The sequence below is a fragment of the Saccharothrix variisporea genome, from assembly GCF_003634995.1.
Classification (GTDB): Bacteria; Actinomycetota; Actinomycetes; order Mycobacteriales; family Pseudonocardiaceae; genus Actinosynnema; species Actinosynnema variisporeum.
Genome location: NZ_RBXR01000001.1, coordinates 2698003 through 2718108, shown reverse-complemented (window position 1 = coordinate 2718108; position 20106 = coordinate 2698003). Strand labels below are relative to the sequence as shown.

The window sequence follows — 20106 nt, the reverse complement described above, 5'->3', positions numbered from 1 at the left end:
TCCCGACCACTGGAGAAGATCGCCATGCAAGCAGTTGACCCCTGGCCCGCGGCCCCCGTGCTCGCGCAGCTGCCGCCGGTCGCGCGGTTGGCCGCGGCGTTCGATTCGGACGCCCTGCGCGAGGACTTGGCGTCGATCGACGCCGGCACGTGGTCGGCCATCAACATCATGACCGGTGACGGAGTCGGCCTGCCCAGTACGACGCTGGACTGGCGCACCATCCCGCTGCGCTCCATCGGCGGTGCCGCCGACCGCACCGACCCGGGTGGGCCCGAACTCGCGGACTTCGCCGACACGCCGTGGCTGGACCGCCTGCCGGCGTTCCGGGAGGTCCTCGCCGCCATTCCCGGGCCGCTGCGGTCTGCCCGTCTCATGGCACTCGGCCCCGGTGCGGAGTCGCCGCTGCACAGCGACACGAAGGTCGGACTGCCGTGGGGCACGGTCCGGCTGCACGTCCCGGTGCGAACGCTGCCCGAAGCGATCCTCGTGCTCGACGGCGAGACGTACTGCTGGGAGCCCGGCGGTCTGTGGTACGCGGACTTCACGCGGGCGCACTTGGTGCGCAACACCGGCGCGGAGCGCCGGATCCACCTCGTTGTCGACGTCGTGGTCACCGACGACCTGCTCGCGCTGTTCCCGCCCGTGTTCCGCGAACCGTCCAACCGCGCCGGCTACCTGGTCCAGCAGCGCTTCGGCGACACCGCCGTCGACGACCCGTCCCCGGTGTGCGCGTTCGAAGCCCCGAGGTCCTTCCTGTCGTTCGAGGCGGCGGACGGTGCGCACCTGGACGACGACCAACTCGTGCCGATGTCGGTCGAGGACGTGGACGGCGCCCTCGTCTTGGTCGCGGACCGCAAGCCGCGGTTCCGGCTCCTGCCGGTCGGCGACGGCGAGTTCCGCTTCGCCGGCTGGACCCGCGAGCGGACCGTCGAGATCGGGGACGACCACGTCACGCTGCACACCCGCAAGGGTGGTTCGGAGATCTGGAGCCGGCGGGTGCCCGCGCAGCCCGTCGGCGTGCGCGAGGCGGTGTCGTGACGCTCGAGCAGCGCGTCGACCGGATGAACGCGGCGATCCACGAGCACGCTGCCGCGCACGCGGCCGAGATCGCGGACCACTTCGCGGTCGACGGACCCTTGCAGCGGGAGCTGTTGCGGCGCGACGTGCACTCGGCGGGCGAGGTCCTCCCCGTTCCCCCCGCCCTGCTGCCCCGTGAGGCGGTCGAGCGACTGCGGTCCTGCCACGAGGCGTTGAGGCGTGCGTTGGATTTCGTGTTCGACGGCCGCCTGGAGGGCTCGTGGGGGCGGCTCGCCGACGCCCTTCGTCTGGAGCCGCCCACGCGCCGCTACGTCGAGGGTGCGCGGCGGCCGCGGTGGCTGACCATCGCGCGCCCCGACGTCGTGCTGGCCGGCGACGACTTCACGATCGTGGAGCCGAACGCCGGGTCCTCATGCGGGGTCTTGGCCGACGCCGACGTCCAGGCACGGGCGTTCCTGGAAGCACCGGTGATCGGCGACTTCCTGCGCGCGCTGGACGCTCGGCCGCCCGACAACGTCGCCGTGCTGGCCGCCCACCTGAGGAAGCGCCTGTCCGACGCCGGGTTGACGGCAGACCTGGTCGTGGTCACCGAGTTCGCCGACGACCTCGGCGACTACGGCGGCACGTTCGAAGTGCTCGCCGCGGAGCTGCGCCGCCACGGGCTGCGCGCCACCGTGGCCGCGGTGGAGGACCTGGAGGGCGGGAGGGACGGTGTGGCTCTCGCGGGTGAGCGCTGCGGCATCGTCTACCGGCTGGCCGCCGAGGAACCCGACCCGGAGCGCAACCACCCGCTGCTCGCGCCGATCCTGGAAGCGGGCCGGGCGGGCACGGTCGTCATCGCCGACGAACTCGAGGACGCGATCGCCGCGAACAAGACGATCCTGGCCGTGCTGTCGGAGGAGCTGGACGCGGGCCGGCTGCCCGCGGACCTGGCCGGAGTGCTGCGCGGCTTCCTGCCGTGGACACGGGTCTTGGAAGACACGCGGACGACTGTGGACGGTGGCGACGTCGACCTGGTGCAGTGGGTCGTGGCCGACCGCGAGCGGCTGGTCCTCAAGCCGGGCGCGGGTTTTTGCGGGCGCGGTGTGCTGATCGGGTGCGAGGTCGGCGACGGTGAGTGGGCCGCCGCCGTCGACGAGGCGCTCACCTCGTCCGAAGCCTGGATCGTCCAGCGCACGGCCATGTCCGCTCCCACCACCAGTTCGATCGTGCGGGACGGCGTGCTGCGCAGCGAGCGCACGTTCGTCGACTACGGCTACTTCGCGATCGGCGACCAGGTCCCCACCGGCGTGATCCGCAAGAACGCGCCGTTCGGTACGCCGACCAGGCGGGTCAAGCTCGCCGGTACGGGGCCCGTCTTCGTGGTCTGACGGGCCTTGCCGGTGGAAGCGCCCGGCGGGAGCAGCACGCCGCACCCGCCGGCGAACCGGAACTCACCCAGGGAAGGAGGCGAATGTGATGCGCACCATCGTCGAGCAGGCCAAGGCTGCTGCCGCCAAGGCGGAGCGGGCCAAGAAGCAGAACCGGATCAGCAAGCTCGTGTTCAGCGTGCACCGGTGATCGTGGTCGGTCGGGGCCGTCCGATGCGGGCGGCCCCACCCCGTTTTCCACCGAAGGAGGCACCGTGATCGACATCCAGCTCGTCGTGACCGTCGCCGTGGTCGTCTTGATGCTCGACGGTGGCCTCCGTCCTCCGGTCGGGCGGGTCTTCAGTTGGCCGATGTACGCCTGGACGACGGCGGCTCTGGTCCGCATCGAGGTCCGCGACCGCCTCTCGGGGCGGAGAACCCCGGTCAACCCCTACGACGACTTCCCGCCGGGCGAGTTCATCATCCCGCCCGACCTGCTCGACCTGTACCTGGACTACTTGCGCGAGCGGCGCGGCGACGTGGTCTGCGCAGGGCACCTCTACGGGCATTTCGGAGAACTCGAAGTCGAAGTCGGTGATCCGCGTGTGGCTTCTGGAGAGTCTTAGCAACGGCTTCGACACGCCGGTGCGCGACGCCAACCTTCAGGTGTACCGGATGCTGCTCGCGGCGGCCGTGCTGATCAAGATCGGCGCCACGGCGTTCCTCGGCGACTGGAACCGCTTCCGCCCCGGTGGGTTCGGCCGCTACGTGCTGGAGCGGCAGCGCGGCGTGCGGTGGGCCCGGTTCCTGGCGGCGGTGCACAAGCCGCTCGTCGTGGCGCGGGGCATCGCCGCGGTGATGTTGTTCTTCGGTGTCGCGCCGAAGATCGCCGCTCTCATCGCGGCGGTCGGGTTCCTGCACGAGCTGAGCTACGAGTACCGCTTCAACACGATCTACATCAGCCTGTCGCTCCTGTGCCTGCTCCCTGCGGGCAGGCTGGGCGACTCGCTGAGCCTGTCCGACGGCTCCAGTTCGGCCAACACCTGGAGCCAGTTCCTGATCGTGCTGCTCACCGCGGACATGTACTGGAACAGCGCCTACCACAAGGTTCGATCGAGCCAGTTCGTCTCCGGGCTGTCCCTGGCGCAGTTGGCCTACGTCGCCCGCCAGGCGAAACCGCTGCTGCCGATGTGGGAGTACGCGCACCCACCGCTGGGGGCGACCCGTGCCGCCGCGGCAGGTGGGGCCGGCACCCGCTGGCGCGTCCTCGCGGTCACCGTCGTGGTGCTCGAGGTGCTGATCCCCGTCGGCCTACTCGTCCCGGAGACGCGATCCGCCGCGATCGCGGCCGGTGTCGCGCTGCACATGGCGTTCCTGGGCATCCTCCCGCTGCGCCTGGCCCCTTTCACCCTGGCGACCCTCGCCGCCTATCTCGTCTTCGTGCCCTGACCGGCGGCACGTCCTCCAGAGGGAAGGTGAACCTTGAGCATCGACGCGACACGGATCTTCGGCGGAGCCGCGGACGACTACGACCGCTATCGCCCTGACTACCCCGTCGCGGCGGTTCGTGCCGCTGTGCGCGACGTGGAGGTGCCCGCCGACGCGGTGGACATCGGTTGCGGGACCGGCAAGTTCGCGGCGGTCTTGGCCGACATCGGCTTCCGGGTGACGGGCGTGGAGCCGGACGAGCAGATGGCGGCCGTCGCCGCGCGGCGCGGTTTCCCGATCCAGGTCCGCACCTTCGAGGACTGGCGTCCGTCGGCCCGCGCCTACGACGTGGTGGCCTGCGCCCAGGCGTGGCACTGGCTCGATCCCCGGACGAGGGCCGACAAGGTCGCGGAATGCCTCCGCCCCGACGGACTCGTGCTCCTGGCGTGGAACCTGCCGCTCGGTCAGGACGAGCTGGACGCGGATTTGGCCGACATCGCCCACCGCGTGCTGCCGCTCGGCTGGGACCGGGCCGCGCGAGCGGCCGAACGGTCGTTCCCCCTCGACGTAGACCTGTTCGCAGAGGAGTTGCAGACCTCGGGTTTCCGGCAGGTCGACGTCGAAAGCACGCCGTGGACACGGTCCTACACCGCCGTCGAGTGGGCGCGACTGGTCGGCACGGCGAGCACGTACCGCACGCTTCCCGAAGCTTCGCTGGACCGTTTCCTGGACGCGGTGGAGGAACACGTGGACACGCGGCTCGGTGGCGTGGTGCAGGCGGCGTACGCATGCGTTCTGCTGACCGGGAGAGGAGGGCCGCGATGAACGGGGCGGACGTGGCGTGGCGGATCATCCGCTCGTTGACCGACTTCTGGACCGGCCGTTCGGTGGCCCTGCTGCTGCCTGGACTGGACGGCGGCGCACGCGGGGTCATCGAGGACCTGGAGCGGCACGGTGCGACCGTGTCCGTGGTGGTCACGGCTACTCGACCGGCCGCCGACGCACCGCGCGTCCCGCACGTCTGGGACTGCTCCGCCCACGGCGGTCCACTGAGCCGACGGCAGTTCGAGCGGTGGGTCCACGATCCCGGACCGGAGGTGGCGGCGTGGCTGGACGACGTCGACCCGGCGCGCGAGTTGGTGGTCCTGGGCAACCAGTACGCCTCCATCACGGCGTTCTGCGGGCGGACGGCGCACGGCCGCCGGCGCCCGGAGTGGGGGCAGTGGGAGGACAAGGTCCGCGTGGAGCGGTTGTGGCGGGCGACCGGCGTGGCGTCCCCGGACCACGTCGTCGGACCCCCGGGCGACAGCGCGTTGCGAGCCGCCGCCGCCCACCTCTTCGGCGAGTGGGGTGTGGTGGTCGCCCGCGACTCCAGCCGCGGCTTCTGGGGCGGCTCGCGAGGACTGACGTGGGTGCGCCACCCGGCGGACCTGAACACGTGCCTCGACGGGTTGCGCGACCTCGCTGACCGGGTGCGGATCGCGGGTTTCGTGCCCGGCGTGCCGTGCAGCGTGATCGGTCTCGTGTTGCGCGACGGTGTCGCGGTGTTCGACCCGATCGAGATCGTGACGCTGTGCGACCCGGAGCGGAGCGAGCTGCTGTTCTGCGGCACATCGACCTGGTGGCGTCCGGACGACGGGATCGCGCGCGACATCCGGGAGGCGGCCCGTCGCGCAGGCGAGCGACTGGCCGCGGTGGTGGGCTTCCGGGGCATGTTCAGCGTGGACGGCATCGTGTCCGGCGGCCGGTTCCTCGCGACGGAGCTGAACCCGCGGCTGTCGGGAGGGCTGGGGCTTGCGGAGGCGTGGCCTGAGTTGTCGGAGAACCTCCTGCACCGGGGCGCTCAGGAGGCCCTGCCCGGTGTGCACGACGCGGATCCGCAGCTCATCGAGGAAGCCGTCCGCTCGGCGATCAGACGGGTACCGTCGTTGGACGTGGTCGTCCCGCTGCCGGGAGGTGATGTGGTGGAACTGCCGCACGTGCGGCCGCGGGCCGGGGATGGGCTGGTCGCGCCCGCTGTGGTGGCTGCCGTGACCGCTCGAACGCTCGTGTCGGCCGCGGTCGAGCCGGTTCCGCCGGCGGTGTGCTGAGCCTCGAGTTCACACCGCGGGCGCTGGCGCGGTCGCGGTTCGGGATCTCGCCCTTGTTCGAGCTGGTCAGCTTGATCGACCGGCTCGACACCCGCCGTGCGCCCGAGTGGCCGCGCGGGCTGACGAAGGCGTACGGGGCACTGGTCGCCGAGGTCGACATGGACCTGGTCCGGTCGTTGCAGGGCGCGCGGTACGGGGCTGACTTCCTCGCGCGACCGCCGGACGGGCCGGAGCAGACCTGGGAGGACGACCTCGCCGCCTTGCGGGCCACGTCACCGGTTCGCGCGCGTCGGGAGATCGTCCGCTGCCTGCAGCTGAACCCGCCGAGCGACCCGCGGGTGGCGGCCGTGCTCAACGGGAGGAACGCCGTCGAGCGCGTCGCGACGGTGCTGGAGGCTTCGTGGGAGCGACTGCTCGCACCCCATTGGGACGTGCTCCGCGAGCACCACAGGGCGGACATCGCGGACCGGCGGGCCGCCGTGGAGCGGTGCGGGTGGGCCGAGGTGGTCACCGGTCTCCACCCCGAGCTGCGCCGGTCGGGTCACCGGTTGGAGATCCCGTCGGTCCGCGGCAACGCCCGGGTGGTCGTGGACGGCGGTCTGGTGCTGGTCCCGTCGGTGTTCGTCCGGCCGGGGCTGACGGTGTGCGTGGAGGAGGGCGTCGGCCGGAGCCTGGTGTACCCGACGCGGTCGGGCCCTGTCCCACCGCCGGTCGACCCGCAACCGCTCGCCGATCTGCTCGGTCGGTCGCGGGCAGGTCTCCTGGCCGCCCTGGCCGAACCCGGCACCACGACCGACCTGGCCCGGCGGCTCGGGCTGGCGCTCGGCGCGGTCGGCGACCACCTCGCCGTGCTGCGCCGGGCGGGACTCGTGGACCGTACCCGCCGGGGCCGTTCGGTGGTCTACCGGCGCACGGAACTGGGTGACCGCCTCGTGCACGCCGGTCAGGTTCGTGACGGGTCGTAGGTGGCGGGCAGGTCGCGAGTGCGCGCCAGGCCGCCGAGCACCTGCACCGCGACGGCCGACGCCGCGGAGAGCGCCAGGACCCACATCGCGCCGCGCACGCCCAACGCCGACCCGAGCGCCCCCGCCGCGACGGCACCGAGGGGCGCGGTCGCGTAGGCCACCACGCGGGACACGACCATCACGCGGGCGAGCAGTTCCCGTGGGCAGTAGCGCTGGGTGAAGCCGGCCATGAGGACGTTGGCCGCGACCACGGTCGCCACCTGCCCGAGCGTGCCGACCACGAACCACCCGAGCGCCGGACCCGGGCCCGTCAGCGGCACGAGCAGCCCGCACACCACACCGGTGCCGATGATCGCGACCACCGCACGCGCACTGCCCAACCGCCTCGCGATGAAAGTGGCCACCACCGCACCGACCACCCCGCCGAGGCCCGCGAGTCCCACCACCACGCCGGCGAGGGCGGCCGGCACCCCGTTCGTCCGCACGAGGAAGACGACTTGCAGCGCGCCCATGCCGGCGAGCGTGAAGTTGAGCAGGCCCCCGGTGAGGGCGACGACCCGAAGGTAGCGGTCCCGCACGGTGAACCGGACGCCTTCCGCGATCTCGCCACCGATTCCACCCGGCCCGGCCGTGCGCTCCGGCCGCGGCTCGCGAGTGCGGATGCCGAGCAAGCACAGCGCCGACACCAGGAAGGTGACCGCGTCGGCCAGCAGGGCGGCGAGCGCGCCGAACGCTCCCACCACCACCCCGGCCAGCGCGGGACCGGCCACCACCGACGCCGACTCGCTGCCGTGCACGAGCGAGTTCGCCGCGGGCAGTTCGTCGTCCTCGACCAGCAGCGGCAGGTACTTGTAGTGGGCAGGCTCGAAGAACACGGCCCGCACGCCGCTCACGAGGGCCGCCGCGAGCAGTTGACCGACGGTCAGGGCGTCCAACGCCATCGACACGACGAGCAGCACGATCGTCAACGCGCCCACGACGTCGCACCACACCATCACGCCCCGACTGCGCAGCCGGTCGATCAGGGCACCGGCCGGCAGTCCGACCACGAGCCAGGGCAGCCAGATCGCCGCTTCCACCAGGGCGATGACGAACGTTCCCGCGTCCAACACCGTGACCGCGATCAACGGCAGGACGACCGAGGTCATGGCACTGCCCGTGACGCTGGTCGTCTCGCCGAGCCACAGGAGACCGAAGTCCCTGCGCCGGAACAACAGGGACCGTCGCGCGCGGCTGTCGGGCTTGTGAGGGTTCATGGTCGCGATCGTCGCGTGATGCCGAACGCGCGGTGAAGTTTCGCTCCTGGACGAAACCCGCCCCGGCGACCCGGGTCGTCCTCACCGGGCACCACGCCAGGCCCGTCGACGCCGCCCGGCCGACTCCGAACCGAAGCGTGGGCGCAAGGCCGGCGGCATCGCGTTGTGGGCCGTTGGCTGACAGTGGTGCCGGAGAGGCTCCGCGAACCTCACGGCACGACGGTGAGTTGGGACAGGCAGGACCGGGGGCTGGTCGGGGTTGCGGGCCACGTCCACGACCCGGTCGATGATGACGTCGTCCTCCCACCCGTCGGGGAATTCCGTCTTGTTCGGCAGGCCGGTGCCGGGTGCGTGCCCGCCGCCCACGCCGTCGCCGTCACCGTCGAGGATGTGGATGCGGCGGCCGGCGTTGATGTTGATGTTCGTCGGATTCGGGGGGTTGCCCTGGACGTTGCTCCACTGGTTGGTGGGCTGTCCCTGCGGGGTGCCGGTTCCGGTGCCCTGGCCGGCGCCGGCACGACCTCGGGCCGCCGCTTCGGCGGTGGCCTGCTGGGCGCTGGTCATGCCGTTCGCGGCGTCGATGTGGCCGCTCTGCCGGGACGGCCGGCCGGTCGAGTCGCCCGCGTCGTGCGGGTGGCCGGGGCCGTTGCCCGGTGGGCGGCGGTGGAGGGCGAAGGCGACCAGGAGGGCGAGGAGGGTCAGGAGCGTCTTCACGGCGGCTACCCGTCCAGGAGCTTGCTGAGGTTGCCGAGACTGGTGATCAGCGCGGTCGTGTAGACCAGGATGCGGCCCGCCCACTTCACGACCGCCGCCACGATCTGGGACGCGATCACCGGGATGGTCACCACGAAGATCGCTTCCACCGCCCACACGATCACCCTGGCCACGAGGTCGGCGATCAGGTCGCGCACGATCTCGCGGGTCAGCTCGACGAGCCCGCCCGCGCCCTCGGTGGCCACGGCCATCGCCGCCGACACCGCCGCGAGACCGCCGATCGCCTCCACGTTGTTGGCCATCAACGCCCGGTAGGCCTCGCCCGCCGGCCCCCGCCAGTCCGGCAGGTCGCTGTTCAGGTGCTCGCCCAGCTCCTTCGACATCGCGTGCAGCTCGGTGGCCATGGTGTTCCACGTCGCCGCGTGCGACCGCACGACATCGGGCTTGCCGGTCAGCTCGTCCAGCACCTGCCGCAACGGTTCGAAGTACTCCATCGCCCACCGAGGCCGTTCGCGAGCAGCGCGCTGATGGGGTCCATCACGGTCGCGGCGACCTCCACCCCCAGCGCCGCGCCGGCCAGGGCGTCGTCCACCCAGCCCTCGGTCTTGATCGCGTCGACCAGGCCTTCGATGCTGTCCGCGAGCCCTGAGCCCGTCCACGCCTCACGGGTCGACCGGACGGGGGCCACCAGGTCGTTCATCGCCTGCGTGTCGGCCGCCAGCTTGTCGATCCGGCCCTTCCAGGCGGCCATCCGCTCACGGGCCCCGTCCGGGTCGAGAACGCTCTCGTCCATGTTCCCCCGCCGTCACGCGGACGAGGTCGGTACACCCGAACCGGCCGCACCACTCACCGCCCGAGCCGATGCCGGTGTCGTCGTGGTTGATCTCGATGGCGGCCGGTCGGTCGGACGTTGCCGGGGACCCCTCCCGAACCGCGCCCGGTATGACCACACCATGACGTGGAGGTCGTTGAACTCGCCGCCGGGGTCCCGCCGCTGTGACTGAGGGCGAGGGGAGGCTGGTTGCCGGGAGGTATCGGCTGCGCAGGTCGTTGGGGCGCGGTGGGATGGGTGTCGTCTGGCTCGCGCACGACGAGTACCTCGACCGCGAGGTGGCCATCAAGGAGATCGTGCCGCCGAGGGGCCGGGTGATCCGGGACGACGACCCGGAGGTGCGGCGTGCGCTGCGGGAGGCGCGGGCCGCCGCCAAGCTGAGCAAGCACCCCGGGATCATCACGGTCCACGACGTGGTGACCGACGGTGGGTTGCCGATGATCGTGATGGAGCTGCTGCACGGGCGTTCGCTGAGCGAGGTGCTGGAGGCCGAGGGCCCGATGGCGGTGGACCGGGCCGCGCGGATCGGGGCCCAGGTCCTCGACGCGCTGGACTACGCGCACGGCCACGGCGTGCTGCACCGGGACGTCAAGCCGGGCAACGTCATGCTCGTCGACGACCAGGTCGTGCTCACCGACTTCGGCATCGCGCTGGTCGACGGCGACTCGGTGCTCACGGCGACCGGGCAGCTCCCCGGGGTGCCGGAGTACATCTCGCCGGAGCGGATCGGGGGTGCGGAAGCGGGGCCGGCGGCCGACCTGTGGTCGGTCGGCATCATGCTCTACGGCATGGTCGTCGGCCGGACGCCGTTCTCGCGCGGGGACGTCCAGGCCACGCTGGGGGCGGTGCTGTCCTGGGACCCGGCCCCGGACCCGCGGGTCGGCCGGTTGGCGTCGGTGATCAACGGGTTGCTGCGCAAGAAACCCGCCGAGCGCATGACGGCCCGGGACGCGATCGGGAAGCTGTCCGAGATCGCGGCCCGGGGCACCTCGACCCCGCCGGGGAGCAGGGTCCGGCTGGACCTCCCGACCGCGGTGGTCGACCCGGCCGGCGAGCAGACGGTCGCGCACCGGACCGTGCCCAACACGCGCACCGCGGTGCCGCCGTGGCACGCGCCCGGACTGGTCGCACCGGACGCCCCCACGCTGCCCCCGAACTCGCCCACCAGGCGCCGCCGCTCGACGCGCGGGCCGCTGATCGCCGTCGCCGGCGCGGTCGTGGTGGTCGCCCTGGTGGTGACGGTGGTCCTGATGAACCTGCCGCCGAGCGGTCGCGGCGCCGCGTCGCCGACGACCGCCGGGACGACCACGACCGGCGCTCCACCCGTCACGCTGAAGCCCTACCGGGAACGGCTGGGCTTCGAGATCAGCGTCCCGCCCGACTGGCAGCGCTCGTCCTCGATCGACGGCCCGCTCAGCTCCGTCACGTGGGAGGGCAAGCGGACCGACCCCCGGTTCAGCGGCCTGAAGGTGGAGGTGCAGCGCACCAGCGGCAAGCCGGGCGCTGCGGCGATCGACGTGCTGACGGCCGAGGACGCCGCCCAGAGCACGAGGCAGCAGAACTCGGACTACCACAAGATCGAGCTGTCGGGCACGGCGTCGACGGCGGACTTCGAGTGCACCTACCGCACCGGCACCGTGCACTACCGCACCCGCACGCGGGCCGTGGTGTCCGGAGCGGTGTACAAGCTGACGTTCTCGTTGTACGCCACCGACTCGGCGACGTTGGAACAGCAGTGGGCGGCGGCCGAGCCACTGATCGCCGGTATCCGCGACAGCTGGAACCTGACCTGAGGAAGCCGCGGCGGGCCGCCCATCGCCGGCGAACTCGCCGCACTCGTCGAACGCTACGGGTGAGACGCCGGCGGCCCGTGGCGTTCGGGACCGGTCCCCGGGAGTCGCCGTTAGCGTCCGGCGCGTGACGAGGAAACGCTCGGCCGTCCGCGTGAGTCGGCCGTTCGTGCTGCTGGGTGTCGTGTGCGGGGCGGTGGTGGTCGCGGTGGTGGCCGGGGTGGCTCCGCCGTTGTCGGCTGCGCGGTTCGCCAACACCGGGCACTGGATGTACAACTCCGTGCTGGGCACGGTCTTCCACGTCGACGGCGCGACGGCCAACCTCGACACCCGGTTCCCGATGGACGCCGAAGTGGGCAGCCAGGTCCTGCAGAGCGACACCAGCGGCTGGGTGGTCGGCCAGCACCGGATCACCGGGTTCGACAAGGCTTCCCTGGCGCAGCGGCACTCGGCCACCCCGCCCTCGGACGAGATCCCGGTGGGCATCGAGGTCGTCGGCGGGCCGTACGCGGTCTACGCCAACACCGGCCGGATCATCCGGCTCGGCGACCCGGCCGCGTCGATCTCCACCGGGGGCGCGATCGGCCGCCCGGTCGTCACCCAGGACGGCACCGTGTGGTTCCACCGCACCGGGAAGGGCGAGATCTGCGCGCTGGCCAAGGACGCCGTCGACGTGTCCGGCTGCCCGGTGACCGCGCCGGCGGACCACGCGGGCGCGCTGACCGTCGTGGGGGACCGGCCCGCGTTCCTCGACCTGTTCACCAGCAGGCTGCACACCGTCGAGGGCGACGCGCTCGGCGAGGGCGTCGACCTCGGGGTCCTGCTGTCGCCCGACTCCCGACCGGCCACGCGGGACGCGGACGGCAAGCTGGCCATCCTCGACCCGGGCCCGGCGCAGACCAGCCTGGTCCTGGTGGACACCCGCACCACGCCCGCGAAGTCCGTGACGGTGGCGCTGGGCACCGGGGACTACGACGGCCCGGTGTCGACCGGTGAGGTCGTGGCCCTGGTGGACCGGCAGAAGGGCACCGTGCTGACCTACGACGCGGACGGCAAGCGGAAGGACGAGAAGCCGCTCAAGGACAAGACGGGGCAGCCGCGGCTGTCGGTGGGCGAGGACAAGCGGGTCTACGTCGAGGACACCAACGGCACGCAGGTGCTGGTGGTCGACGAGGACGGCAGCGTGACCAACGTCGACGTGACCCGGAAGGCCGCCACGCCGACCGGGGCGACGACCACCACGACGACCTCCGACCAGTCGGCGCAGCCCGGCGACACCCGGCAACCCGGCGACGAAGGCCGGCAGCCGGAACGGACGACCGGACTCCCGCTGCCGCAGACGCCGCCCCCGGTGCCGCCGAGCCGTCCGGGCGCCCCCGCCGGGGTCGACGCGCGGCCCGGCGACGGTTCGGCCACCGTCACCTGGGGCGCCGCGCCGGACAACCGCGCGCCGATCACCTCCTACGTGGTGTCGTGGCAAGGCAGCAACGGCCAGACGGGGTCCGTCGCGGTCGGCGGCGGGGCGAGCGCGTACCAGGTCAACGGCCTGACCAACGGGGTGAGCTACACGTTCACCGTCGCCGCGACCAACCAGATGGGCACCGGCCCCGGCGCGTCCACCGGTCCGGTCACGCCGAGCGCGCCGGTCTCGCCGGCCGCGGCCCCGGTCGGCCTGCGGGCGGACTACGACGTGGACGACCGGCCGACCCGGGACGTCACGCTGACCTGGCAACAGCCCGCGCTCAACGGCGGCACGCTCGTCCACTACGTCGTCACCGCCACCGGCCTGGACACGCGGCAGGTGACCGGGACCCAGGTCGTGTACCCGCAGGTGCGGGCGTCCCAGGCCATCACCTTCACGGTGTCCGCGGTGACCAGGACCCCGGACGGGCAGCTCCTGACCGGCGCGCCCGCGTCGGCCACCCACGAAGCCGCGCCGCTGCCGCAGCTGACCCTGAGCAAGGGCGCTCCCACCGAGGACACCTGCGGCGAGGAACCGGACTGCGCGTGGATGCACATCGTCATGACCGGGTTCGACCCGAACACCCGTTACCACGTCCAGCCGTACTCCAACTCCCCGTACAGCAACCCCGGCCACACGACGACCACCGAACCCGACGGCAGCAAGGTGTTGGACAAGTTCGCCTACACCGGCCCCGGCGAGACGGTGTGGGTGGAAGTGGTCCTCCCGGACGGCACCCCGATCCGGTCCAACCAGGTGGTCTGGTGAGCACTCCAGTCGAGGAAAGGGACATCGTGACGCAGACTCCCGGTCAGGTCTACGAGCTGATCGCGGCGAACGTCCAGAAGGTCGTGCGGGGCAAGCCGCAGGTCGTCCGGTTGGCCGTGGCCGCGCTGTTCAGCGAGGGGCACCTGCTCGTCGAGGACGTGCCGGGCCTGGGCAAGACCACGCTCGCCCGGTGCCTGGCCCGCAGCATCGGCGGCAGCTGGAACCGGATCCAGTTCACGCCGGACCTGCTGCCCGGCGACGTCACCGGTGTCCAGGTCTACCACCAGGGCGACGAGGAGTTCGCGTTCCACCCGGGCAGCGTGTTCGCGAACGTGGTGCTGGCCGACGAGATCAACCGCGGCACCCCGAAGACCCAGTCGGCGCTGCTGGAGGTGATGTCGGAGCGGCGGGTCACGGTCGACGCCGTGAGCCACGAGGTGCCCAGGCCGTTCCTGGTGATCGCCACCCAGAACCCGATCGAGATGGCGGGCACCTACCGGCTGCCCGAGGCCCAGCTGGACCGGTTCCTGATGCGGCTGCGGATGGGGTACCCGGACCGGGCCTCCGAGGCGCTGATCGTCATGAGCGACCGCGCCGGCGTCGACCCCGACGAGCTCCCCGCCGTGGTGGACGTCCCGACGCTGCGCGGCGCCATCGCGCAGGCGCGCGCGGCCCGGATCGACCCCGCCGTGATCGACTACGCGACCAGCATCACCGCCGCGACCCGGCAGCACCCGGAGGTCCGGTACGGCGCCAGCCCGCGCGGCACCATCGCGCTCGTCAGCGCGGCGCAGTCGCTCGCGGCGACCTACGGGCGCGCGTTCGTGACGGTCGACGACATCAAGGAGGTCGCGCACCCGGTGCTCGACCACCGGCTGATCCTCAAGCCGGAGGCGGAACTGCGGCAGCGCGAGGCCGAGGGCGTCGTGGCCGACCTGCTGGCCCAGCTCCCGGTCCCGGTCACGAGCGCGTCGGGGGTCTGACCGTGCGGCTGACCCGGCGTGGCGCGGGCACCCTCGCGGGGGCGGTGGTGCTGCTCGCGCTCGGCGTGGGCGCGGGTTACCCGCTGCTGGTCGTGGTGGGCGCGATGGCCCTGGGCGCGGTGGCCGCCGCGCTCGCCGTCGCCGGGCGCAAGCCGCGGGTGGAGGTGATCCGCGAGCTGTACCCCGACCGGGTCGAGCGCGACGGGCGGGCCGTGCTCACGCTGCGCGTCCACAACCCGGGCACGCGGCGGCAGGGCGGCTTCACCGCCGTCGACCGGGTGGGGGAGGACCGGGTGTCCGTCGCGGTCCGGTCGCTCGCGCCCGGCGCGGAACAGCCCTACCTGAACGAGGTGCCCACCGGGCGGCGCGGCCGGCACGACGTCGGCCCGCTGACCCTGTTCCGCGCCGACGCGCTCGGGCTCGGCCGGTCCGAGCTGTCCCTCGGCGGGACGGCGACGCTGTGGGTGTACCCGCGGACGCACCCGGTCGGCGCGGTCGCCGGCGGGCTTCCGCTGCACCACCACGACGGGGAGGCCACGGAGACCTCGCCGCGGGGCTCGCTGGACCTGCGCGAGGTGCGCCCGTACGTGCCCGGGGACGAGGTCCGCCACCTGCACTGGAAGGCGACGGCCCGGACCGGGCAGGTGATGATCCGCGACTACGCCGACCCGCACCAGCCGCGGTTCACCGTGCTGCTGGACGACCGCCGCGAGGTGACGGCGCCGGAGTTCGAGGAGGCGGTGGAGCTCGCGGCGTCCCTGGTCGTCGCCGCCGTCAAGGCCGACCACCGGTGCCGGCTGGTGACGCCGGGCGGTGTCGACGTCGGCACGCCCTCGGGGGCGGACGCGGTCCAGCGGTACCTGGAGGAGCTGTGCGTCGTGACGCGGACCCGGGGTGCGGGCTTGCCGCTCGTGCCCGGCGTGCTGGCGCGGGCGGGCGGCGGCACCCTCGTCGTGCTCTCGTCCGCGGTGACCGTGTCGGCGGATGACCGTGCGGCGCTGGTCGGGCTGAGGCCCCGGTACGGCGGCGTGGTCCTGGTGGTCGGGTTGTCCGGTGCCGCGCCGGAGGTGCCGGGGGTGCGGGTGCTGCGGGCGGCGAACGCCGTGGACGCCATCCGCCAGTGGCAGGCGGTGATCGCATGACGACGGCGGCAGGCGGTGATCGGGTGGCGCCGGGAGCAAGTGGTGATCGGGTGACGCCGGGAGCAACTGGTGATCGGGTGGCGCGGATCCACGCGGTGTGGTTGCTGCTCGCGACCGCGGTGCCGGGTCTGCTGTTCGCCCCGGTGTTCGGGCTGTGGGCGTTGGTGCCGCCGGTGGCCGGTGTCGTCGTGGCCTGCTACGCCGTGGTCGAGCTGTGCCTCCGGGTTCCCGCGCTGCGGCCGTGGCGTCCCCTGCTCGCGCTGGTCGCGGGTGCGCTCGTGCTGGTCGAGCTGGTGCTGTACGACACCACCCGCAGCGGTCTGCCGACCTCGGCCAGTCTCACCCGGCTGGTCGCCGGCGTGACCGACTCCTGGCAGCTCACCCTCCAGTCGACGTGGCCGGTGCGGCCCGAGGCGGACCTGCTGCTGTTCGTGCCGTTGCTCGTGCTCGTCGTGGGCATGATCGGGATCGAGCTGCTGCGCCGGCCCGCCGCGGCCGTGCTGCCGAGCCTGGCGCTGCTCCTGCTGAGCCAGGCCTTCGTCGCCGCGGAGGGTGCGGTGGTGCTGCCGGCCGCCCTCGCCTACGGGGTCGCCGCGGCGGGGCTGTTCCTGTCCCCGTCCCGGTCCGCGATCGCGCTGACGGTCGCGCTGAGCGTCGTGGCCGCGGTCGTCGGCCTGGCGGTGCCGACCGGACCCGCGTACTCGGTGCGGCACAACGAGTTCGCCCCGGCCCCGTCGGCGCGGGAGGTCAGCCCGCTGGCCGAGGTCGCGGCGCGGTTGGCCGATCCGGACGCGGAGGTGTTCCGGTACACCAGCGACGCTCCCGTGGACCGCTGGCGACTGGTCGTGCTGGACGGTTTCGACGGCGTCACGTGGACGGCCGGCGACCGGTACCGCAGGCTGGGCGCGGAGATCGGGCCGCCGGCCGGGACGACCGTGCCGACGACCGGGCACTCCGCGCGCCTCACCGTGCCCGGCGGGGCGCGGTGGCTGCCGAGCCAGGCCATGCCCACCTCGGTGACGGGCCCGGTGCGGCCCTTGATCGACCAGGACTCCGGCACGCTGCTGCTCCCGGAACGGGGTGGCCCGGTGGCCTACGACCTGCACTGGCGGGAGCCGTTCGGCGACCTCGCCGGGCTCGCCGACGCCGCCGTGTCCGCCGACGTCCGGACCGGCGACCTCGGGACCGTGCCGGGCGAGATCGCCGGGCTGGCGCGCACGGCCACCCGGGACGCGCGGCCGACGTTCCGGACGGCGCTGGTGCTGGAGCAGTACCTCGGCGACAACTACAAGGTCGCGACCGGCGCCGAGCTGCCCACCGGGAGCGGCTGGCCGCAGCTGCGCGAGTTCCTGCTGGACACCAAGCGGGGGACGAGCGAGCAGTTCGCCGCGTCCTACGTGGTGCTCGCCCGGATCGTCGGCATCCCGGCCCGGTTGGCGGTCGGGTTCCGCGCGCCCCGGGAGCCGGCGGACGGGGACGTGGTGGTGCGCAACGAGGACGTGCTCGCCTGGCCCGAGGTCGCGGTGGAGGGTGTCGGGTGGGTGCCGCTCGACCCGGCCGGCGCGGCGAGCGACGCGGGTCCGGCGTCGACCCCGCTGGCCGAGGTGGTGGCGAAGGCCCGGACCGAGCTGCCGCCGCCGACCCAGCCGCTGCCCGACCCGCCGGTGTCCGCGCCCGGACGGGTGGCGCAGGGGAGTTCCGGGGTCGGGGTCGGGACGCTCGCGCTGTGGGGTGGGCTGGGCCTGCTCGCGCTGCTCGGGACGGCGCTGCTCGCCATCCCGGTCGCGAAGCTCGTCCGGACCGCGCGCCGCAAGCGCTACACCGGCGTCCGCGGCGTGGTCGGCGCGTGGTGGGAGGCCCGCGACCTGCTGCGTGCGCACGGCACCCGGATCACCCCCGGCATGACCGCCCGCGACGTCGCCGCCGTGTCCGCCGAGTCCACAGTGGACAGCCTGCGTCGACTTGCCGTCCACCTGGACATGGCGTTGTGGTCGGGAGTCCCGGTGCAGCAGGACACGGTGACCGCGGCGTGGCAGGCCGTGGCGGAGATCCGCGGCACGCTCGCCCGGCGGTCGTTCGGTGCCCGGGTCAAGGCGGTGTTCGCGATCCGATGAGCCAGTTGCTCGGCAGCGGCCCGGTGGCCGAGGTGTACGCGGTCGACGGGGTCGCGTTGAAGGTGTTCCCCGGCAAGTTCGACCGGCGTGCCCTCGCGGTGATCGAGCGGGAACGCGCCAAGCTCGCCGGGCTGTCCGCGCCGGTGCTGCCGCTGGACGGCGTCGAACTGGTCGACGGCGGCAGGCACGCGTTCCGGATGGAGCTGTGCGTCGACTCGCTGGCGAGCCGCGTCGAACGGGACGGGCCGCTGCCGTCCGAGGAGGTGGCGGCGCTGTGCGAGACGCTGCCACGCGCGCTGGCCGCCGCGCACGCGCTCGGCGTGCTGCACGGCGGGATCAGCCCGACCAACGTCCTGTTCCGCGCGAACGGCGAGGTCGTGCTGGCCGACTTCGGCGTCGTGCAACGCCGGCAGTTCCGGCGCGACCCGTTGTCCGGCATCGAGTGGGTGGCGCCGGAGACGCTGCGCACCGGCCTGGTCGAACCGGCCACCGACGTGTACGGCCTCGGCGCGGTGCTGCACTTCGCGCTGACCGGGACCTCGCCGCACCCGAGCCGGCTCGGGGAGCTGACCGGCGAGCGGATCCTGCGCGTGCTCGGCGACCCGGTGCCCGCGGTCAGCCGTCCCGACGTCCCCGTCCCGCTGTCCACCGCCATCGGCCGCATGCTGGCACCCGACCCGGCCCGCCGGTCCTCCCCGGCGACCGACACTTCCGCTTCGGGTACGACCGACGCACCGCAGGCCCGGCCTTCGCGCCGACACCGGTACGCGATCGGGGCGGGGCTGGCCGTGTCAGCCGCCGCGCTGGCGTTCGTGCTCGTCCCGCGCACCACACCCGAGCCGCCCCCGACGAGCACACCGCCACCGGCCCCGGTCTCGGAGGCGGCGGAGCCGGTGGTGGAACTGGCCGAGCCGATCGACCTGGGCGACAAGGTCGCGCTCACCTGGACCTCGAACGACGACAAGCTGTACTACGCCGTCCGCTACTGGGTGGAGGGCGAGCCCGGCCACACGTTCCCCGTGGGGTTCGGGAACACGACGACGGTGAGCGTCGATCCCGACCCGGCCCGCAAGTACTGCTTCCTGGTGCGCGCCACCAAGGGCGAGGAGCCGATCTACGAGAGCCAGACCGAGGACCTGCGAGGGGCGGTCTGCGATGGGTGAGGAGGTCGGCGCGTGGAGCCGAAGGTGACGCATCCGGACGGGCTCGCACTGCCCAGGGGGCACAACAGCCTGACGCACGGCGTCCCGCGGGCCGTGCCCGGTTCCGTGCACGCGCTGGCCCTGGGCGGCGGTTACGCGGTCGGCCCCCGCGACGGCCGGATCGTCTACTTCGGACGGAACCGGCCGCTGGTGCACGTGTGCGTCGGCGAGGACGACCAGCAGGTCAGCCGCAGGCACGGCGAGCTGATCCACCGCCAGGGCAGGTGGTGGCTGCGCAACACCGGACGCCGGCCGATCCGCCTGCCCGGCGCGCAGTGGCTGTTCACCCAGCAGGACCCGATCCCGCTGGCCGAGGGCTACACGCCGTTGCTGGTCCCCGGCTCACGGGACCGCGAACACCTGCTGGAGATCTACGTCACCGGCCACGACAGCGGCCCACCCCGCTCCCGCCACGGCGTCGACACCGACCCGCCCCGGCGCTACGCCCTCACCCCGGACGAGAAGCTGGTGCTCGTCGTCCTCGGCGGCGGCTACCTGTCGAGGGAGCCCAACCCGAAGCCGCTGACGTGGAAGGAAACCGCGCTCCGCCTCGCCGCGCTCCAACCCGACGCGGGGTGGACCGCGAAGAAGGTCGAACGCCGCGTCAGCACGGTCCGCGACCGCCTGTCCCGCCGAGGGGTGCCCGGCCTGACCCGCGAGGAGGTCGGCGAACCACTCGGCAACGCCCTCAACGACAACCTGCTCCGGGAACTCGTCCAGTCCACCGCACTCACCCCGAAGGACCTCGACCTGCTGCGCGGGAGTCCGTGAGCGGATCCCACGCCCGGTCGGCCCGGCTTGCCCGGCCCGGCGCTCGGCCCGCAGTTCACTCGGCCGCCGCCCGGTCGGCCCGGCCTTGCTCGGCCCGGCGCTCGGTCGGCTGGCGGCCCACTTGCTCGGCCCGCGGCCCGCTCCGCTCGGCCAGGCTGTCCTGACCGGCCGAGGGGAGCGCGTCCCGCCGGCCGGGCCACGC

18 protein-coding genes are annotated in these 20106 nt (G+C 73.2%); 14 read left to right on the top strand and 4 right to left on the bottom strand.

Annotated features, from left to right (window positions below; all coding sequences use genetic code 11):
- Nucleotides 1-24 precede the first annotated feature (24 nt).
- From DFJ66_RS11865 to DFJ66_RS11835, 7 genes are all read left to right on the top strand, one after another.
- Entirely contained in the window at nt 25-1038 is a 1014-nt protein-coding gene (locus tag DFJ66_RS11865) for an aspartyl/asparaginyl beta-hydroxylase domain-containing protein (RefSeq protein ID WP_121220750.1), read from the top strand.
- Nucleotides 1035-2408, top strand: coding sequence for a hypothetical protein (locus DFJ66_RS11860; protein ID WP_121220748.1), 1374 nt, complete (start codon nt 1035-1037; stop codon nt 2406-2408). Before DFJ66_RS11865 ends, DFJ66_RS11860 begins: the two co-directional genes overlap by 4 nt.
- Before the next feature lie 254 nt (nt 2409-2662).
- Nucleotides 2663-3013 carry a hypothetical protein gene (locus tag DFJ66_RS11855; protein ID WP_121220746.1) on the top strand — a complete coding sequence of 117 codons (351 nt, stop codon included), beginning with the start codon at nt 2663-2665 and terminating at the stop codon, nt 3011-3013.
- Nucleotides 2991-3836 carry a hypothetical protein gene (locus tag DFJ66_RS11850; protein ID WP_147459209.1) on the top strand — a complete coding sequence of 282 codons (846 nt, stop codon included), beginning with the start codon at nt 2991-2993 and terminating at the stop codon, nt 3834-3836. Before DFJ66_RS11855 ends, DFJ66_RS11850 begins: the two co-directional genes overlap by 23 nt.
- A gap of 33 nt (nt 3837-3869) precedes the next feature.
- Nucleotides 3870-4640, top strand: coding sequence for a class I SAM-dependent methyltransferase (locus DFJ66_RS11845; protein ID WP_121220742.1), 771 nt, complete (start codon nt 3870-3872; stop codon nt 4638-4640).
- Nucleotides 4637-5905, top strand: coding sequence for an ATP-grasp domain-containing protein (locus DFJ66_RS11840; RefSeq protein WP_121220739.1), 1269 nt, complete (start codon nt 4637-4639; stop codon nt 5903-5905). The genes DFJ66_RS11845 and DFJ66_RS11840 overlap by 4 nt, the downstream gene beginning before the upstream one ends.
- A complete protein-coding gene (locus DFJ66_RS11835) occupies nt 5899-6870 on the top strand; it encodes an ArsR/SmtB family transcription factor (RefSeq protein WP_121220737.1) in 972 nt (323 codons plus the stop codon). The genes DFJ66_RS11840 and DFJ66_RS11835 overlap by 7 nt, the downstream gene beginning before the upstream one ends.
- Here the strand turns inward: DFJ66_RS11835 and DFJ66_RS11830 are convergent.
- The 4 genes from DFJ66_RS11830 to DFJ66_RS44100 all read right to left on the bottom strand — a co-directional run bounded on the left by DFJ66_RS11830 (nt 6849) and on the right by DFJ66_RS44100 (nt 9633).
- Entirely contained in the window at nt 6849-8126 is a 1278-nt protein-coding gene (locus DFJ66_RS11830) for an MFS transporter (RefSeq protein WP_121220735.1), read from the bottom strand. The genes DFJ66_RS11835 and DFJ66_RS11830 overlap by 22 nt on opposite strands.
- A gap of 81 nt (nt 8127-8207) precedes the next feature.
- Entirely contained in the window at nt 8208-8840 is a 633-nt protein-coding gene (locus DFJ66_RS11825) for a hypothetical protein (RefSeq protein WP_121220733.1), read from the bottom strand.
- Nucleotides 8841-8845: 5 nt separating this feature from the next.
- On the bottom strand, nt 8846-9334 hold the full coding sequence (locus DFJ66_RS11820) for a WXG100 family type VII secretion target (protein WP_170199024.1): 489 nt from the start codon (nt 9332-9334) through the stop codon (nt 8846-8848).
- On the bottom strand, nt 9292-9633 hold the full coding sequence (locus tag DFJ66_RS44100) for a hypothetical protein (RefSeq protein ID WP_246029706.1): 342 nt from the start codon (nt 9631-9633) through the stop codon (nt 9292-9294). The genes DFJ66_RS11820 and DFJ66_RS44100 overlap by 43 nt, the downstream gene beginning before the upstream one ends.
- Before the next feature lie 203 nt (nt 9634-9836).
- Here DFJ66_RS44100 and DFJ66_RS11815 point away from each other — a divergent pair, with 203 nt between their 5' ends.
- The 7 genes from DFJ66_RS11815 (at nt 9837) to DFJ66_RS11785 (ending at nt 19904) form a co-directional block, all read left to right on the top strand.
- Complete coding sequence (locus tag DFJ66_RS11815) at nt 9837-11465, top strand: serine/threonine-protein kinase (protein WP_281276608.1); 1629 nt, start codon at nt 9837-9839, stop codon at nt 11463-11465.
- 124 nt (nt 11466-11589) lie between these two features.
- A complete protein-coding gene (locus DFJ66_RS11810) occupies nt 11590-13692 on the top strand; it encodes a fibronectin type III domain-containing protein (protein ID WP_147459208.1) in 2103 nt (700 codons plus the stop codon).
- Between the two features lie 26 nt (nt 13693-13718).
- Nucleotides 13719-14675: an AAA family ATPase gene (locus DFJ66_RS11805; RefSeq protein WP_121220726.1), complete on the top strand. Its 957-nt coding sequence runs from the start codon at nt 13719-13721 to the stop codon at nt 14673-14675.
- Nucleotides 14676-14677: 2 nt separating this feature from the next.
- A complete protein-coding gene (locus DFJ66_RS11800; protein WP_121220724.1) occupies nt 14678-15817 on the top strand; it encodes a DUF58 domain-containing protein in 1140 nt (379 codons plus the stop codon).
- A complete protein-coding gene (locus tag DFJ66_RS11795) occupies nt 15814-17931 on the top strand; it encodes a transglutaminase TgpA family protein (protein ID WP_121220723.1) in 2118 nt (705 codons plus the stop codon). Before DFJ66_RS11800 ends, DFJ66_RS11795 begins: the two co-directional genes overlap by 4 nt.
- Nucleotides 17928-19094: a serine/threonine-protein kinase gene (locus DFJ66_RS11790; RefSeq protein WP_121220721.1), complete on the top strand. Its 1167-nt coding sequence runs from the start codon at nt 17928-17930 to the stop codon at nt 19092-19094. Before DFJ66_RS11795 ends, DFJ66_RS11790 begins: the two co-directional genes overlap by 4 nt.
- 12 nt (nt 19095-19106) lie before the next feature.
- Nucleotides 19107-19904 carry an FHA domain-containing protein gene (locus tag DFJ66_RS11785; RefSeq protein ID WP_246029705.1) on the top strand — a complete coding sequence of 266 codons (798 nt, stop codon included), beginning with the start codon at nt 19107-19109 and terminating at the stop codon, nt 19902-19904.
- Nucleotides 19905-20106: the final 202 nt, after the last annotated feature.

What these genes read in the sequence shown, in the direction of transcription:
- DFJ66_RS11865 (WP_121220750.1), top strand. Translation starts at nt 25, where the DNA reads ATGCAAGCAGTTGACCCCTGGCCCGCGGCCCCCGTGCTCGCGCAGCTG.
- DFJ66_RS11840 (WP_121220739.1), top strand. Translation starts at nt 4,637, where the DNA reads ATGAACGGGGCGGACGTGGCGTGGCGGATCATCCGCTCGTTGACCGAC.
- DFJ66_RS11830 (WP_121220735.1), bottom strand. Translation starts at nt 8,126, where the DNA reads ATGAACCCTCACAAGCCCGACAGCCGCGCGCGACGGTCCCTGTTGTTC.
- DFJ66_RS11820 (WP_170199024.1), bottom strand. Translation starts at nt 9,334, where the DNA reads ATGGAGTACTTCGAACCGTTGCGGCAGGTGCTGGACGAGCTGACCGGC.
- DFJ66_RS44100 (WP_246029706.1), bottom strand. Translation starts at nt 9,633, where the DNA reads ATGGACGAGAGCGTTCTCGACCCGGACGGGGCCCGTGAGCGGATGGCC.
- DFJ66_RS11795 (WP_121220723.1), top strand. Translation starts at nt 15,814, where the DNA reads ATGACGACGGCGGCAGGCGGTGATCGGGTGGCGCCGGGAGCAAGTGGT.
- DFJ66_RS11790 (WP_121220721.1), top strand. Translation starts at nt 17,928, where the DNA reads ATGAGCCAGTTGCTCGGCAGCGGCCCGGTGGCCGAGGTGTACGCGGTC.